This is a genomic window from Bradyrhizobium sp. RP6, assembly GCF_003837805.1.
Lineage (GTDB): Bacteria > Pseudomonadota > Alphaproteobacteria > Rhizobiales > Xanthobacteraceae > Bradyrhizobium.
In genome coordinates, this window is record NZ_RQIT01000007.1 from 271,262 (window position 1) to 285,511 (window position 14,250).

At 62.8% G+C, this 14,250-nt stretch carries 15 protein-coding genes, 1 tRNA gene and 1 pseudogene; 10 read left to right on the plus strand and 7 right to left on the minus strand.

Features of this window, described 5'->3' with window-relative positions; translation table 11 throughout:
- The first annotated feature begins 78 nt into the window (after positions 1–78).
- On the plus strand, positions 79–597 hold the full coding sequence (locus EHH60_RS16885) for a hypothetical protein (RefSeq protein WP_124160574.1): 519 nt from the start codon (positions 79–81) through the stop codon (positions 595–597).
- A gap of 63 nt (positions 598–660) precedes the next feature.
- Here the strand turns inward: EHH60_RS16885 and EHH60_RS16890 are convergent, their stop codons facing one another.
- Together EHH60_RS16890 and EHH60_RS16895 are read right to left on the minus strand one after the other, a co-directional pair.
- On the minus strand, positions 661–1,608 hold the full coding sequence (locus EHH60_RS16890; protein WP_124160575.1) for a hypothetical protein: 948 nt from the start codon (positions 1,606–1,608) through the stop codon (positions 661–663).
- A 255-nt stretch (positions 1,609–1,863) separates the two neighbouring features.
- Complete coding sequence (locus EHH60_RS16895) at positions 1,864–2,097, minus strand: DUF3551 domain-containing protein (RefSeq protein WP_124160576.1); 234 nt, start codon at positions 2,095–2,097, stop codon at positions 1,864–1,866.
- A 75-nt stretch (positions 2,098–2,172) separates the two neighbouring features.
- Between EHH60_RS16895 and EHH60_RS37115 the strand changes: the two genes are divergently transcribed.
- The 6 genes and pseudogenes from EHH60_RS37115 to EHH60_RS38685 all read left to right on the plus strand — a co-directional run.
- Positions 2,173–2,322 carry a hypothetical protein gene (locus EHH60_RS37115; RefSeq protein ID WP_158626738.1) on the plus strand — a complete coding sequence of 50 codons (150 nt, stop codon included), beginning with the start codon at positions 2,173–2,175 and terminating at the stop codon, positions 2,320–2,322.
- Positions 2,323–2,360: 38 nt separating this feature from the next.
- On the plus strand, positions 2,361–2,699 hold the full coding sequence (locus tag EHH60_RS16900; protein WP_124160577.1) for a hypothetical protein: 339 nt from the start codon (positions 2,361–2,363) through the stop codon (positions 2,697–2,699).
- 186 nt (positions 2,700–2,885) lie between these two features.
- A complete protein-coding gene (locus EHH60_RS16905; protein WP_124160578.1) occupies positions 2,886–3,371 on the plus strand; it encodes a hypothetical protein in 486 nt (161 codons plus the stop codon).
- A gap of 58 nt (positions 3,372–3,429) precedes the next feature.
- Entirely contained in the window at positions 3,430–3,912 is a 483-nt protein-coding gene (gene greA, locus EHH60_RS16910; RefSeq protein ID WP_124160579.1) for a transcription elongation factor GreA, read from the plus strand.
- Between the two features lie 337 nt (positions 3,913–4,249).
- Positions 4,250–4,927: a hypothetical protein gene (locus EHH60_RS16915; RefSeq protein ID WP_124160580.1), complete on the plus strand. Its 678-nt coding sequence runs from the start codon at positions 4,250–4,252 to the stop codon at positions 4,925–4,927.
- Between the two features lie 334 nt (positions 4,928–5,261).
- A pseudogene (locus tag EHH60_RS38685) lies at positions 5,262–5,354 on the plus strand (PepSY domain-containing protein); the annotation flags it as partial.
- Positions 5,355–5,450: 96 nt separating this feature from the next.
- On the opposite strand, the gene EHH60_RS16925 reads toward EHH60_RS38685, so the two are convergent.
- The gene (locus tag EHH60_RS16925; protein ID WP_124160581.1) at positions 5,451–5,852 is read right to left on the minus strand and encodes a nuclear transport factor 2 family protein; all 402 of its coding nucleotides are present in this window, start codon (positions 5,850–5,852) and stop codon (positions 5,451–5,453) included.
- 113 nt (positions 5,853–5,965) lie between these two features.
- Here EHH60_RS16925 and EHH60_RS16930 point away from each other — a divergent pair, with 113 nt between their 5' ends.
- A complete protein-coding gene (locus EHH60_RS16930) occupies positions 5,966–9,079 on the plus strand; it encodes a response regulator transcription factor (protein WP_245454509.1) in 3,114 nt (1,037 codons plus the stop codon).
- 321 nt (positions 9,080–9,400) lie between these two features.
- Here EHH60_RS16930 and EHH60_RS16935 read toward each other — a convergent pair.
- The 3 genes from EHH60_RS16935 to EHH60_RS16945 form a co-directional block, all read right to left on the minus strand.
- A tRNA-Val gene (locus EHH60_RS16935) sits at positions 9,401–9,475 on the minus strand.
- 154 nt (positions 9,476–9,629) lie between these two features.
- On the minus strand, positions 9,630–10,928 hold the full coding sequence (locus EHH60_RS16940) for a coiled-coil domain-containing protein (RefSeq protein WP_124160582.1): 1,299 nt from the start codon (positions 10,926–10,928) through the stop codon (positions 9,630–9,632).
- 113 nt (positions 10,929–11,041) lie between these two features.
- Positions 11,042–11,647, minus strand: coding sequence for a DUF1134 domain-containing protein (locus EHH60_RS16945; protein ID WP_124160583.1), 606 nt, complete (start codon positions 11,645–11,647; stop codon positions 11,042–11,044).
- 138 nt (positions 11,648–11,785) lie between these two features.
- Between EHH60_RS16945 and EHH60_RS16950 the strand changes: the two genes are divergently transcribed.
- Complete coding sequence (locus tag EHH60_RS16950; protein WP_124160584.1) at positions 11,786–12,271, plus strand: YHS domain-containing (seleno)protein; 486 nt, start codon at positions 11,786–11,788, stop codon at positions 12,269–12,271.
- Here EHH60_RS16950 and EHH60_RS16955 read toward each other — a convergent pair.
- Positions 12,265–13,095 carry a 3'(2'),5'-bisphosphate nucleotidase CysQ family protein gene (locus EHH60_RS16955; RefSeq protein ID WP_124160585.1) on the minus strand — a complete coding sequence of 277 codons (831 nt, stop codon included), beginning with the start codon at positions 13,093–13,095 and terminating at the stop codon, positions 12,265–12,267. The genes EHH60_RS16950 and EHH60_RS16955 overlap by 7 nt on opposite strands.
- A 179-nt stretch (positions 13,096–13,274) precedes the next feature.
- Here EHH60_RS16955 and chpT point away from each other — a divergent pair, with 179 nt between their 5' ends.
- A complete protein-coding gene (gene chpT / locus EHH60_RS16960) occupies positions 13,275–13,928 on the plus strand; it encodes a histidine phosphotransferase ChpT (protein WP_199751519.1) in 654 nt (217 codons plus the stop codon).
- Positions 13,929–14,250: the final 322 nt, after the last annotated feature.

Below are 14,250 nucleotides of genomic sequence, written 5' to 3' on the forward strand. Positions count from 1 at the left end.
GCGCGTACTCGATAGACCTCGCGGTATGGGTCCCGACACCGAGAATGTGGCGTGCACGCGAGTTGGTCGGGAGGCATGATGCAGGCCGAGCTGAACAAGGTGATCGCGGCGCTCCAGGACTTCTACGCCCACGAGGGTTTCCTGTTCGAGAAGGACATCGGCGAGCGGGCGGTCACGCACCGCTTCGCCGTGCATCTGGAAAAGCAGTTTTCGGGCTGGTCGGTCGATTGCAACTACGACCGGCTCGGCGAGCGCACGCTGCACCTGCCGCACGGCACCATCATCTCGACCGACGATCATCTCGGCAAGTCGATCTACCCCGATGTCGTCGTGCATCAGCGCGAGATCCCGAACAACCTGCTCGCGGTCGAGATCCGCAAGGCCAGCAATCATACGCCGCTGGAGCATGACGAGCACAAGCTGCGGGCGCTCACCGATCCGAATGTCTGGTTCGCCTACACGATCGGCGTGCTGCTGGTGCTGGATAGAACCGGAGTCATGTTGTCGGACGTCTATTTCGGCGGCGAGCCCGACCGGGCAATGGCGGTGTGGTTCGCCAAGCGGCTGAATGACGCCGGCCTTGCCGGGACCTCGTGAGGGCGCCGGCGAGCGGAACGCAGCCGCGAGGTCCCTGTTGGGTTCGGGCCCGAATCTCCTCGCTCAGAACTTGAAGCTGCTCTGGACGAAGGTGCCGTATCGGTCGACCTGATAAGTCTGCGCCTGCCCCGCTGCTCCGCTCGCAGGCTCGGTGAAGTCGTTGATTCCGGTGTGCCAGAATCGGGCGCCGATTCCGACATTCGCGTTGGGCGTGACAGCGTAGGACATGACCGTCTCGAGCTGGAAGCCATGGCCGTAGCCACGCGAGGGCTCGGTGCCGAAGGTGAAGTAGTGCGTGTCGAAAGCTCTCACGTCGGAATAGGTGTAGGCGGCATCGACGGTCAGCTTGAGCGCCGGCGTAAACCAGAGATCGGCAACGGCGCCGGCGCGTACGGTGTGCAGGATGTCTCGCTCGGTGATGACCCTGACGTTGCCGGCGAGGACGCCGGCACCTTCGCAGATCTGACCGCCAGACACGGTCTGTCGGCAACCCCATGCATCGGCCAGTTCGCCGCGGTAATGGTAGCCGACAAAGGCACCCAGACGAAGGCGCGGCTCCGCATTGACCGGGTGGGACTCGTAAAAGGAGTAGCCGATATCGAGATTGGCGTAGCCCAGAAAACCGCGGGTCTGGCTCTCCGTCTTTGTGTACGGCCCGTTGAAGAACGGAGGAAAATCCTCGTCGTTCATGGTGCCGTCGGTGATGCCTCCAAATCCCCCGTAGCCCTTCACGAAGAACTTCATGGGGCTGTCGACCCGGAAGAAAACCTCCCCCGAATGCGTGCTCATGTTGTGATAGTCGAGCCGTGAGATGACCGGTGAAGATCGCGAGCCGCTGGTGTGCAAGTCGTAGGCGGTGCGGCCGATACTGTACCAGTACCGCGCACCGACCTCGACCTGCCAGAGATTGAGCGGCTCGGGAGCCCTGACAGCCTTGATCGGCAGATCGGCGGCGATTGCCGGAGTGACGAGCATGAAGAGGCCGGATGCGATGAATGCTGCCTTGTGCACGACGTGCTCAGCCTGCTTGTCCGGATATCCTGCGAATCGGAGTGAAACCTTGCGGCGGATTGTGGTGATTTGCTGCGACGGGAGCAATCCGCCACCTCGCCCGCGCAGCGGATTTAGGACGGTTGTGATAACTTGGCACCACACGCGAGAGCCCGGCGCCGATGTCGCTGCGCGCGCGACGGTCGAGAGGTTGATCGCAGCCCACCGCGCGGCGTGCGCTATCACGCACGCCGCCATGTCTTCAGCCGCCGCCCTTCAGTAATGATACGGCTGCGAGTAGGCGTAGCGCGGGTTGATGCCGCAATAGGCCGACGTGCCGGAGGCCGTGGCGGCACATTGCTGGTAGCTGGCGAACTGGCAGTTGCCGGGGTAACCCCAGTGGCGGCCTTGCAGGCAATATCTGTCGTTTGCGGCCTGGGCCGGTGCCGTCGACAATGACGCGGCGATCAAGGTCGCGAACGATGCAAGCGTGAGGATGGTGCGACGCATTTCAATTTTCCTTTCAAGCATGGGGAAGGAACGGCCGTGCCTTGGCGTTCCCGCTGGACTGTCTGATACACGGTCATGCCTATATTGGTGTCCGCGACGCCGGATGCGTTCGAGGTGAGATACATCCTGACGCAGCCGGTGCCGGGCAATGTGATCTCCACCACAGTTCGCGCGCGGGTTCCGAGCTATTCGACGAACTTGCACGCCTCGATCCCGCGGGGCTAGGCTTGCCCTTATTTGGATCAGGCATTTTGGAGGTTCTGATGCAGAATTCATATTTGCTGGCTGCGACGGCCGCGCTGCTGCTCGTGATGCAGACGCCGCTTGCGCTGGCGCAGACTGCCCCGGCCGTCGGCGGAACCGCTACGCCTCCCGCGACAAATGCTGCGCCGGCCGCGACGACGACAGCGCCAGGCGCCACCGCCGACAGCTCGAGCCAGCCGACCGACGCCAAGAAGAGCGCGTCGAAGAAGCCTGCGAAGAAGAAGATGACCCGGCGGCAGGAGATCGATCATTCGATCGACACCGGCACCGTGCCGGCGCGCTACCGCAGCTCGGTGCCGAAGCAGTACCAGCAGTATATTCCGTTCGACAAGCGGTAGCGGATCGCACAGCGGCGTGACGCGATCGACCGTCATGCCGCCGGCGTCATCCCGAGGCGCAATTGAAATACGGCCTTGATAATACCGTCTTGGTGATGCGGTTTTGGCCGGGCGGCTTCCGGCCCACGTCGCCGGTGGCGGTCTGCGGGAGCAGTGCTAGAGTAGGCTGAGGCCCCGGGGGGAGCGATGAATGACGAGGTGAAGGACGCTGGTCTTGTGGCGATGATCAGCGGCATCCTGGGAGGCAACAGGCGTGCAGACAGTCTTGCGCCGCTGCCGATCGCCGATGTTCCGCCGACTGTGCCGGCGGACGGATCGGAGCCGGTCGAGACGTCCAGCTCCGCTCCTGTAGCGGCCAACGCCGAGAGCGCGGCCGATGACACGCCGGCTGCCACGAAGCCGGTCGAGCCGCCCGCGCAAATCGCAACCACGCGGGACGGCAAGCGCCTGCTGCCGGCCGAGGCGATCGCCGATCTCGTGCTCGGCGAGCTGCGCAAGCTGGAGAATTTCCCGAGTTCTGGCGTCTCGGTTACGGTCTACGGCTACCGGAACTGGAACGCCATGCTCACCTTCGCGCCGTTCTCGACCACGTTCCAGAATGCAACGCGGTTCCGCCAGGCCATGCCGGACCTTGTCTTCAAGCTGCGCCGTTTCGTCGAACTTGATATATAGTTCAGTGCAATCGGCGGCGCGCGGCGTCGTCTTCCGAAAAGCCCGACAGGATCTTCACTTGAGCGTCGCCTTTACCAAGGAAGAGAGTGCCGAAACCGCGTCCGAGACGCTGTTGCCGGATCGCCCGATCTCGCCGCATGCGAACCTCGTGACCGAAGCAGGCTACAAGGCGTTGCAGGCGCAGCTTGCCGAAGCGCGCGAGGCCTACGAAGCCGCGCAACGCATCGATGACGTCAACGAGAAGCGCCGGCAGTCGGCCGTGCCCTTGCGCGACGTCCGCTATCTCACCGAAAGGCTGCGGACGGCACAGGTCATGCCTGATCCGACCGCGACCGACGTCGTGGCCTTCGGCAGCACGGTAACGTTCAGCCGCAACGATGGCCGCGTGCAGACCTACCGCATCGTCGGCGAGGATGAAGCCGATCCAAAAGCCGGCTCGATCTCGTTCGTCTCGCCGGTGGCGAGGTCTCTGATGGGAAAGGCGGTCGGAGACGTCGTCGGTTCGGGCAGCCAGGAGATCGAGATTCTGTCGATTGCGTAGGCGCGCTCGGGTGAGGCGGGGATTGCATGAGCAAAGGGTGCTCGACAGGAGCAATCTCATTCGCCTAAAGCATGAGCCGGACAAGGACCGCGGTCGCGCAAAATGCAAAACGGTTCTCCGGAAATATCATGCGCCAACAGGGAGCTGAGGCGCGAAGTCGATCCACCTTGATGTCCATCGCGCCAGAGCTGTCCGGAACGGAGACCATGGTACCTGAAGCACGAAGAAGGCAGAGCCCCGGCAGCCGTGCCGGAATCCGGCTTGCGAGACATTTCGGTTGTCTTCTGTCGATACCGATGGTCGCCGCTGTGTCCGTCAAACAAAGCGCGTTGGTTGGATGAGACGTTTTCTGGCGGGAGCGGTACCATTTTACGCGCTGGCTGCACTAGCCATGTGCATGTACCTCGTCCTGTACAGGACGAACCTCTTCGACTTGAACGCCATCGTCCGGGGTGCGACCGGCTCGTCATGGTTTCTGGTCTTCATGTTCGTCTGCGTGCTCCTGGAGTCGGTCTTTCCGTATTTCGGCTATTTTCCGGGGACCGCCCTCATCCTGATGTCCGTGGCGCTCAATCCGAAGTCCGCGGATGTCTCCGTTTTCACCGTGGCGTGGCTGGCCATCATCGTCGGTGCCGTTCTGAGTTACGGACAGGCTCGCTTTTTCAGGCCGCTCTTGCAGCGGGTTGCCTCGAAAGCGGCGCTGCGTCGATGTGAGTCCCTTCTTCATGCCTACGGTCCCTACGCGCGCGTCGCCCTGTTCGTTCATCCCAACGCCTGCTCGATGTATTTCACGGCACTCGGACTTCTCGGCGGAAACCTGACGCGAGAGCTCGCCCATCTTTGCCTGGGTGCAGCAACCTCCGTCGGAGTGCTGTTCGTCATCGTGACCCGCCTCGTGTCGTCCGTAGGCCCGACCGATGATGGACAATTGCAGCTGCTGCTGGCGGCAGGGCTGGTTTCTATCGGGACTCTCGTCGGTCTTTACGCGGCCTGGCGGGCGGAGCGGGCCATTTAAGCGAGAATTTGTCGATTGCCGGAAAGTGAGGCTCGAACGACGGGCAAGACGCGAGAATGGACCGTCGTTGCTCGATGCCCGATTAGACCTCTTGGCTCCGATCCCTGCGCAAGCGGGTGTTCCAGACGAAATCGGCGATGATGCGCATTCGCAAGCTCGAAGCATTTCGCAAATTGCCGGATCGCCCATTGCCACGATCACTTGGTTTGCAATGCATCGACGCAATGTCGTGCGCTTGACCGAGGAACTTCAGTTCGGCGTGCCCGTTGAGGCTCCATATCGAAGCAGGCTCGTGATGAAGCTTGCCACAATTCTGGTTCTCGGTTCCCTCGCCATGGGTTCGGCTGCGAGAGCAGATCAACCCGGGCCTGACTGGATACCGATGGAGCAGGTGAAGGCCAAAGTTATGGAGTCCGGCTATTCGCAGGTCACCAAGCTTGAAGTCGACGACGGCCGGTGGGAGGGCAAAGGCATCAAGAACGGGCAAAAACGGAATTCCATGCCGATCCTAGGACGGGCGTCATCACGCGCGAAAAGCCGGATGACTGAGCCCCGGGATCATACGAGGCAGGTTGCCGGCTTGCCGCGGCATCGCGCCCTTAGTGCAAGGGCTGCAGTTCAGTTCCTTGATCCTCCCGGCGGCATCAAACGTGAAAAGCGCACTCATGACACCGGTACTGGTAATGTAGGAGATAATGGCTCCCTCGTGCGAAGGATTGAGATCGTCCAACTGGCCTGCCGGATAGTCTTGGAGGCGGTCGACCCAATAGGCGCGAAGTGCCTCGCGGCTCGTAATGGTTTTGACGCCGCCGCAGCTGCAGTGAACCACGGCATCTTCGGCATACATTTCCAGGATCGCTTCGATATCGCCCGCGCGGTAGGCGTCGAGCCAGTCAATCGCAACGGCCATCGGGTCAAATGACATTCTTCTCACCTAAAAGCCGTCAAAAACTTGCGATTCCAGGTCGGGTTGACCGCGCTAAGTCACTTTCTTCGCACGGTTAGTTGTATTTTAGTATCTCACCGGGCGTCAGCCATATGCCGAAGCGCATAGGCGGCCGGGCCGAGGCAGAGTCCATGTTAGATGTGTCTGCAAAGCAGGGGACATCCGCGCGCATCCGGCTCGTGATCGTAGATCGACAGCCGATCGTTCTCCACGGACTGAAATCGGTACTCGGGGCGCAGCAGGACTTCGACGTTGTCGCAGCATGCAGCGATGGGACAAGCTGCCTCGAAGCAATCCGGAATTTGACGCCCGACGTCGCGCTACTTGCCGAGACGCTGCCGGATCTGACGGTATCCGAGTTCCTCGCGATTGCGAAAGCCGAGGATCTTTCCACGCGCTTGGTGTTCTTTACCGAGTCCGAATCCGACCACCATCTAACCGCAGCGATTGCTGCTGGCGCGTGCAGCGCAATCTCGAAATATGCCTCCCCCGACACCATGCTGCGATCACTGCGACTGATGACGAAACGCAGTGTAGGCTCGGAGCAGTCCGATCTCTGTCCAACCGGCAAGGAAGCTGACGGCGGCGGCAAAATCGAAAAGATGCTGGAGCTATTGACGCCCCGGGAGCATCAGATCGCACGACTGGTGTCAGAGGGAATGTCGAACAAGGAGATCGCGCGCCAGCTAGACGTTTCCCCGGGGACGGTCAAGGTACACCTCCACAATATCTTCCAGAAGCTCGAGATCACCAACAGGACTGTGCTCGCTACCCTCGCGTTGCTGCGAGGGCCCTCCGGCTCCGGCACGCTCGCGCTGGCCTTTCTGGCGATCGCCATTGCGGACGAACTTAAGGCGTCGGAAGCGAACGACATGCTTCCGGATGACGACGGCATCGGCCACGTGGGAGAGCACGCCGACTATGAGCCGTGGAAAAAAGCCATTCTCCGGCACCTCATCGTCTGGGAATTCGCCGAGCCGCCTCCGCTCACCCAAAGAGGCTCCGTTGCCAAGGTGAGCCACGTCCCGAATCCGGCGGCAATGGAAGCGCAGCGCACGGCCGAGCAATCTGTCGGCACGAAATCGTGGAAAGACAACAGTCCTATTGGATCGAGCGCGCCTCTATCGCGAGGACCCAGCGACACCCGGATTGAAGGTGACCCGGCTCAGGAACACCAATTCCCGAGGCTTACCTCCCATCCGATGTTGATGCAGGGAGAGTATGGCACCTTCGCCACTCTCGCCGGTGCGTTGATCTACGCACTGCACGACCCCCATCTCTCCGTGCAATCGCATGACCGGGGTCAAGCGTCGATCGACAGCTTCCTGGCCCTCACCGGAGAGCATGCGACCACGAGAGTGGCCGCGGTCACCCGTGAGCACGCCAATGGTGGAGACAACTCAGCCCCGGGTTTGCCTTCGCACGATTTCAGCCTGCCTTCCGCCGTCGTGGCCACTGGAAACGAGGGCGTCGCTCGAGAAGACGCGCGCGGCGAAATGGCCCCAGGCGCCGCGAATGACAACCTCCAAAAACCTCCTGGCTTATTGGATTTTGGCCACGATGCCGGTATGGGCGGATATAGCCGCGATCAGCTGATGGGTGGCAACGTTGAAAACGCTGTTTACCGCGTCCCGATCGATTCCGAGTTTACCGCCTCCGACTCTGTCTTCGATTTCGCATCCGGGCCGAGCAGGATCAATCTAGCGGCTTTCGGAGGGCTTGCTTGGCTGCATATGGCAGCAGCAAGCAAGTCCATACCGCCACATACCCTTGCCTGGGTCTACAACGCCGCCAGCAATGAAACGATCGTCTATGTGAATCCGACCGATCGTATCCTCGATATCGGAGATCGCCGCCTGCTGGAAATTCATCTGCAGGGGATCGTATCCATTGCGGAGTCGGATTCCGTTTACCAGCAGGAAGGCGTGGTTGTCGCGGCCACCTTGGATAAGCTCGAAGAACTGCTGATGTCGGTGGCCGCAATCCATGAGACCGCTCTGAGTACGGATGACACCCATGCCATTGTCGAGACGAGCGACAGCACATGTGAGACGGCGGGAGTTTGGAGCGTTCTGGCCGACGACGGCTTGAGCTTCCAATTCAGGCAGATTCGGACCGACTTGGGGGCGTCCGTGAGGTTCAGGACCTTCACGAGCGATTCGGCGGATGCAACGGAAGAGAACGCCGGTGCGTCTGGTGTATCGGCCCACGGATCATCATTCGAGCTCGGTCATAGCGCGATGGTTCCGGCAGTTGAAAATCTCAAGTCGAACAGTGAGCCGATCAATGCGAACACCAGCGGTTGGTTGACCAGGCAGAACGAGATCGTCGAACCGGGCGTCGCAACGGCCGGCAGCGCGGACCACGGTAACTCGCAGCACGCTTCGGAGAAAGGGTCTGCAAAGGCGGCGGCCGCGGAGATGGCTGAAGCGAAGTCCATACCGGGCAACGGCGGCGGCCACGACAATGAGCTTCATTCCCCGGCTTCGGACGGTTCGCCAGGCGCTACGAAGTCGGCAGAACCAGGCGGCGTGGCGCACGGCAATCCGGGCCACTCAAGCTCTGCAAAAGCGCCGGGAGCAGACGAGGTCGTCGAACCGGGCGACGCAACGGCCGGCTCGCAGCACGCTTCGGAGACAGGGTCTGCAAAGGCGGCAACCACGGAGCTGGCTGAATCTGACTTCATACCCGGACATGGTGTCGGCAATGGCACTGAGCATCGCGCTCCGGCTCCGGACGCTGCGAGCACGTCAGCGGCAGTGAAGACGGCAGAACCGGCCGTCGTGGAACACGGCAATTCGCGGCACGATTTACCCTCAACCTCTGCAATCGCAGCGGAAGGTGCCGAAATTGTCGAAGCGAGCGTCAAAGTCGGCGTTGACACCGGACACGGAAACTCGCAGCAGGTTGCGCCATCTGCTGCAATCGCATCAGAGACCGTACAGCCGGCCAAAGCTGCGCCTGAGAATGGCGGCGCGGATCAAGAACTGGTGTTCCGCTTCCATACCGTGGCAACTCCTTCCACTCTCGTCGCGACAGTTGAGCCAAAAGAGCTCGATAATCCGCACGTTCCGCCCGCTCACGATGCGGATATCGATATCGTCGTCAAGACGATCCCCAGTGCGTTCGACGAACACGCGGCCAACCACGGCAATAATGATCCGCATCATGCCATTGCACCTGCGCCTCATGACTTGCTGATTTGAAGTGTTGCATGGTCATTGGCTGACAGCGGCATCCTGCTCAGGCCAGCCCTGTACTCCGACAATCCGGCGATGCGACCTGAGACCGCGGGCGCAGTCTGCTCGTCAGGCGGCGTGCGTCTCATCGGATGATCGCATCCTGCCCCTGTTTTGCCCGATAAGTCAAATTCAGATTCGGAAAAGGCGCAATTCATTGATCCGGCTAGGGCCGTCTACTGTGCATGGGGTTGTTTTTCGATTTTTGTCGGAGCGGCTCTCGGCAAGTGCCAACTGAGCCCGTCAACGGTCCGGGATAGTTCGATACTGCAGGGGCAGGAAGATGGATGGTGGGCGCACAAGGGATCGAACCTTGGACCTCTCCCGTGTGAAGGGAACGCTCTCCCGCTGAGCTATGCGCCCGGGACCATCATGCAGGCGGCCGCAACTGTCGGCCGGTGCATCGGAGCCCGCGATTTAGAAGTGCGGGCCGAAGGTGTCAAGTTTTCAGGCGCAGCGGGGGCGGAAACCTTGCCTCGACCGCCCGATTCGCAGGGGAAGCCGGATTCTGGGTTGGTTACGCGCCCTGCTGGCGGGCACGGGAGGCGTGGGCCTGGAGCGCACGGATGCGCTCGGCGAGCGTACCGCCGCCTTCGGGAAGGCGGGCGGCGGGAGCGCCGCCCGTCTTTGCGTCGTTGGCCGGGCGCGGTGCCGGCTTCGCCGGCTGGCCCGCCTCGGCCGCGAGCAGGGCCTCGATCGGCGAGTTCGGGCCTTCGAGCTGCATCGCGAGTTTTGCGACTTCCGCCGCGATGTCGTTGATCCGCTCGCGCAGAAGCGCGTTCTCCATGCGCTCGGTGGCCCAGGAGCTCTCCGCCTGCTGCTGGATCGCGTTGACGTCGCGCTGAAGCTTGGCGCGCTCGTCGCGTGCGGTGCGCAGCTGCTCCTCCAGCGCGGCCTTTTCCGCGCGCAGCGATTCCACTGCAGCCGACGATTTGCCGCCGCTCAAGGCGGCGATCTCGACGCGCAGCTCCTTGATGGTGCGCTCATTGCTCTCATTGGTCTGGCGCAGCTGGTTGTTCTCATAGTCGCGCTCGGCGAGCAGCTTACCTTGCGTGGCGAGGCGTGCCTCGAGGTCGGCGACGCGGCCGGACAGCATCTCGGCTTCCTTGACCTGCACGATGAGCTGGCGATCGAGCTCGGTGACGCGCTGGCTCAGATTCTCGACGCGGCCGCGCGCCTCGGCGAGCTCGCGCGAGGCGGTCTCGGATTCGGTCCGCTCCTGCGCGAGGCGCGCCTGCGTTGCGGCAAATTCCTTCTCGGCATCGCCGACGCGGTTCTTCAATTCCTCGATCTGCGCACGTACCGCGATGAGCTCGACCTGGCGGGTCTCGGCCATCATCGAGCGGTCGGACAGCTCGGCATTGATCTTGGCGAGCTCGGCCTGCTTGTCGGCCAGCGCGATCTCGGCCTCGCGCAAGGCGTCGGTCTTGGCGTTGAATTCCTCCTCTGTGGCGCGCAGCTGCTCCTTCACCGCCCTCTCGCGCGCCTCCAGCGCGAAGATCGTGGCGTTCTTCTCGCCAAGCTCGATCTTCATGCGGTTGATGGCGTCGCTCTTCTTGCCGAGCTCGGCGAGCTGGCTCGTGGTCTTGTTCTTGAGCTGCTCGACGCTCATCTCGAGCCGCCGCGCCGACATGGCGAATTCGGCGCGGAGCTGGTCCTTGTCGGCCTGGATCTCGGCCATCGACAGCGGGGTGGCGGCCTCTAGCCGCCGCGTGGTCAGGCGCACCGCGCGGTTATGCACCAGCGGCACGATCGCGAGCCCGCACAGCATCGAGAGCAGGAAACCGATCGCCAGGTACATGATCGGTTCGACCATGAGAACTCCCAGAGCTAAGGAAAAATTTACCAACGACAATGCATGCGGGGCCGGCAAAAAGCCAGCCCCGGCCTGTCGTTAACCTTGATCCGCAGGGGGACTGGGAGCGAATCCTAGAAAGGGTTCCAGGTCGCGCGCGGGGTATATTTGAGGTAGCCGATATTGGCTCCCAGCCGCAGGCCGAGTCCCGAGCGGATCGGCACCAGCACGATGTTGTTGGCGGTGAGCGCCGTCATGCCGAAGCCGCCGATGATATAGGCCGAGCCGTCGATGCCGCCGAAGCGCTGATAGATCGCGTTGGTGGCGGGCAGATTGTAGACCAGCGTCATGGTGCGCGCGCCGTCGCCGCCCCAATCGAAGCCGAGCGAGGGGCCCTGCCAGTAGACTCTGAGGTCGCCGGCATTCTTGGTGTAGAGCGTGCCTTCACCGTAACGCAGGCCGGCGACGAAAGCGCCGGAGCCTTCCTCACCCAGGATGTAGCCGTTGGGCAGCCCCCATTGGCTGACCGCCTTCTCGATGATCGAGGCGAGCCCGCGCGAGACGTTGCCGAAGAAGCGGTGGCCGGCCGTGACGAGCTCGTCCGGCCCATAGGTATTGGGCGTCGGGGACCGCTGCGGCGGCGGCAGGTCGGGCGGCGGCGCCTGCTGGGCGGAGGCCGGCACGATCCAGCCGATCATCGCGGCAAGCGCCAGCGCAGCAAGGCGTGATGCGAAAGTCATGAAGAACCCCTAGTACCGAATCCGGTCGCTTCCTTAACCTGACGCCAACAGGCGCGGCTCTAGGTTGCGCCGGATGTCCCCTCGACTCGGATGTTATCCGTAGCAACTATGACGGCACAACGGCAGGAAGATAGCCCTTTGCGCCCCGGAATTGCCTTGATCGGCCTTCGCGTCTGCCTGTTGGCGGGCCTTTGGATCATCTGCCCGGGGCGGCCGGCATGGACCGCCACCACCGAGCGGATCGTCGCCAATCGCTTCACCGGCGTCGCGATCGAGGGCTTCGACCCCGTCGCTTATTTCGTCACAGGCACGGCCGTGCGGGGGACGGCGGAGTTCGAGGCGAATCTCTGGGGCGCCGTCTGGCGCTTCCGCAACGAGGGCAACCGCGCCTCCTTCCTAGCCCATCCCGAGATCTACGGACCGCAATTCGGCGGCTATGACCCGGCCGACATCGCCCGCGGCGTCACCGTCGCCGGCAATCCCCGTTTCTTCGCGATCGTGGCGCAGCGGCTCTATCTGTTCAGCCGGGAAGCCAATCGCGACGCTTTCGCCGCCGATCCCGAGCGCTTCCTCTATGAGGTAGGCAAGCGCTGGCCGGCGCTTCAGGAACAGCTCAGTCAGTAGCAACCTACCGCCTGCAGATCGCCCCAGGCGATGAATTCCGGGACGATGAAGCCAGTGTCGCTGCGTTGGCCGAAGCGGAGTTCGCCGCCCTTGCCGTCCGTCACCCTGCCGCCGGCCGCGGTCACGACCGCGCAGCCGGCCCCGACATCCCATTCCGAGGTCGGCCCGAAGCGGGGATAGATGTCGGCGCTGCCTTCCGCGATCCGGCCGAATTTCACGGCTGAGCCGATCGTTCTTCGGACGGCATTGGGCCTCTCGGCGATGAACGCCTCGCTCCTGGGATCGCCATGCGAGCGGCTCACCGCCGCGATCCAGGGCTCCCCTCGCGCGGGCAGCTTGCGGGTGTGGATCGGCTCGGCCGCCCCGATGGTCGCGCCGTTGAACCTCACCCGCTCGGCGCCGCGGCCTACAATTCCGCGCCACAGCAGGCCGAGCGCGGGCGCGCTGACGATGCCGAGCAGCGGAATACCCGATGTCACGAGGGCGAGGTTGACGGTGAACTCGTCGCGGCCGGCGACGAACTCCTTGGTACCGTCGAGCGGATCGATCAGGAAGAAGCTGCCCGGAAACGGCGGCGAGGCGTGCTGGGCCCGCTCTTCCGACAGCGTCGGAACGTCGCCCGCGAGCTGCGCGAGGCCGTCTGCGATGATGCGATCGGCGGCAAGGTCGGCCTCGGTCACCGGCGAGCCGTCCTGCTTGCCTTCGATCCGCATGGCGGCGCGGTTGATGCCGAGGATCGCCTCGCCGGCCTTGACCACCAGCCCCGTCAGCGGCTCCATCAGGCCGAATGCGGCCGCCCCGTCGATGATCCGCATCACCTGCATGCCTCATTCATCGGCAATTCCGCTCCTCGTCCACTGATTCGCTTTATGGCCTGCTCGAACCGATCGCAAGCTAGCTGCCGCGGGCTTGCGAATGTTAAAACCCGCAGCATCCGTCAAGCATGCGTGATTCGCGGCGTCCGGCGCCGTGCAATTCCAGGAACCCTCCAGGACCCCTTTATATGTCTGACGCCTCGTCGCCCGCGCCCGTTACCGCTCCCGATATGCTCGAACTCGCAGCGCTCCTGTGCTCGCGGGTCTGCCACGATCTCATCAGCCCCGTCGGTGCCATCGTCAACGGGCTCGAAGTGCTCGACGACGATCCCAAGCCCGAAGACCGCGAGTTCGCGCTCGAGCTGATTCGCAAGAGCGCCAAGACCGCCTCGGCCCGGCTCCAGTTCTGCCGCCTTGCCTTCGGCGCCGCCGGCTCTTCCGGCGCGCAGATCGATCTCGGCGATGCCCAGACCATGGCGCGCGGCCATATCGAGGATGGCAAGTGCTCGATCACCTGGAATTTGCCGCGGCTCCTGCTGCCGAAGAATCGCGTCAAGCTGCTGCTCAACATGCTGGTCGTCGCCCAGCATACGATCCCGCGCGGCGGCATGCTGACGATCGACCCGATTGGCGAGGGCGAGACGATGAGCTTTCGCATTACCGCGACCGGACACAATGCGCGTCTGCCGCAGAACATCTCCGAGCTCCTGAGCGGCGAGCGCGGCCCTGCCGCGGATGCGCATGCGATCCAGCCTTACTATACGCGCCTGCTCGCGCAGGCCTGCGGGCTCACGGTGACGCTTAAAGCGGAAGGCGAAGCCATCATCGTTACCGCGTCGTAAACGTACGCGTCGCGCTCGGCTTCTTAATCGAATCTTTACGGGGCGCTTCGGCTTGTCCGGAGCGCCTTATCTCTTTGTTGGTCCCGTTCTTTTGCACATACTCAACCAATATTAAACGCTTTGCGGTGAAGCTGGCCCTATTCCGAAATGGCGCATCACGCCTCGTGCGCGCCCTTCCTGTATGAAGGCCTGTTTTCATGGATGATCTGTTGCGGGAGTTTTTGACGGAGACCAGCGAGAGCCTGGACACCGTGGACAATCAGCTGGTGAAGTTCGAGCAGGAGCCGAACAACGCCAAGATCCTGGATAACATCTTCCGCCT

Coding starts and splice junctions, on each gene's coding strand:
- EHH60_RS16940 (WP_124160582.1), bottom strand. CDS start 10,928: ATGGTCGAACCGATCATGTACCTGGCGATCGGTTTCCTGCTCTCGATG.
- EHH60_RS16925 (WP_124160581.1), bottom strand. CDS start 5,852: ATGTCATTTGACCCGATGGCCGTTGCGATTGACTGGCTCGACGCCTAC.
- chpT (WP_199751519.1), top strand. CDS start 13,275: ATGTCTGACGCCTCGTCGCCCGCGCCCGTTACCGCTCCCGATATGCTC.
- EHH60_RS16900 (WP_124160577.1), top strand. CDS start 2,361: ATGCAGAATTCATATTTGCTGGCTGCGACGGCCGCGCTGCTGCTCGTG.
- EHH60_RS37115 (WP_158626738.1), top strand. CDS start 2,173: ATGCCTATATTGGTGTCCGCGACGCCGGATGCGTTCGAGGTGAGATAC.
- EHH60_RS16945 (WP_124160583.1), bottom strand. CDS start 11,647: ATGACTTTCGCATCACGCCTTGCTGCGCTGGCGCTTGCCGCGATGATC.
- EHH60_RS16885 (WP_124160574.1), top strand. CDS start 79: ATGCAGGCCGAGCTGAACAAGGTGATCGCGGCGCTCCAGGACTTCTAC.
- EHH60_RS16905 (WP_124160578.1), top strand. CDS start 2,886: ATGAATGACGAGGTGAAGGACGCTGGTCTTGTGGCGATGATCAGCGGC.
- EHH60_RS16895 (WP_124160576.1), bottom strand. CDS start 2,097: ATGCGTCGCACCATCCTCACGCTTGCATCGTTCGCGACCTTGATCGCC.
- EHH60_RS16930 (WP_245454509.1), top strand. CDS start 5,966: ATGCCGAAGCGCATAGGCGGCCGGGCCGAGGCAGAGTCCATGTTAGAT.
- EHH60_RS16915 (WP_124160580.1), top strand. CDS start 4,250: ATGAGACGTTTTCTGGCGGGAGCGGTACCATTTTACGCGCTGGCTGCA.
- EHH60_RS16955 (WP_124160585.1), bottom strand. CDS start 13,095: ATGCAGGTGATGCGGATCATCGACGGGGCGGCCGCATTCGGCCTGATG.